This is a genomic window from Bacillus sp. P4_D3, assembly GCF_056401855.1.
In genome coordinates, this window is the sequence record NZ_JBFUIN010001135.1 from 1 (window position 1) to 769 (window position 769).

Sequence of the window (769 nt, forward strand, 5' to 3'; positions counted from 1 at the left end):
ATATATGTACTTGTTTCGTCAGCACTTTTTGCTTATATGTTGGCATTTTATAAGTTTAAAGGCAAGAATATTACGTTTAGTGTTGTGATGGCAACCTATATGATCCCTGGAGCTGTATCGTATGTTCCTGTATATGTAATGTTAGGGAAGTTTGGTTTGCTTGATTCACATTTTGGATACATGATTTCTATGGCTGTTAGCGTATTCGGTATTTTCTATTTARAACAAACGTTCCACAAAGTTGGTTTTGAAATAGTAGAAGCAGCCAAAATTGATGGAGCGAGTGATTGGCGAATTCTTTGGAAGATTATTTTTCCAATGACACGATCATCATTTGTAACTCTAGGATTGGTCACATTTATTGGTAACTATAATAATTACATTTGGCCAGCTCTTATTTTGAAAGATAATACACAAAAACTAATTACGAATGGAATTGCTGATTATTTCATTAATAGTTCTTTAGGACGAGATTGGTCACACATTATGGTTGCAAGTACAATCGCAACAGTGCCGCTCTTAATCGTATTTTTAATTCTACAAAAATGGTTCTTATCTGGTGTTACTGATTCAGGAATAAAGGGGTAAGTAAATATTAAAKGAGAGTTGTGGGATGAAAAAACTATTCATGCTTCTAACAGTTATAACATTGTTTGTTAGTGCACTTGCGGGTTGTTCAGGTGGAAAAGGGAGTACGGTTAAAGCGAGTAAAGAAGGGGAGAAGGTTGTTGTTCCATTCATTAATGGAGTAGGGGGCTCTCTTGCAGAT

Annotated in this window: 1 protein-coding gene and 1 pseudogene; both read left to right on the forward strand. The window is 35.2% G+C overall.

Annotated features, from left to right (window positions below):
- A partial coding sequence (locus AC1DTM_RS29810; protein WP_477001626.1) for a carbohydrate ABC transporter permease occupies window positions 1-588 on the forward strand: 588 nt, incomplete at its 5' end.
- 25 nt (window positions 589-613) lie between these two features.
- Window positions 614-769, forward strand: a pseudogene (locus AC1DTM_RS29815) (ABC transporter substrate-binding protein); the annotation flags it as partial.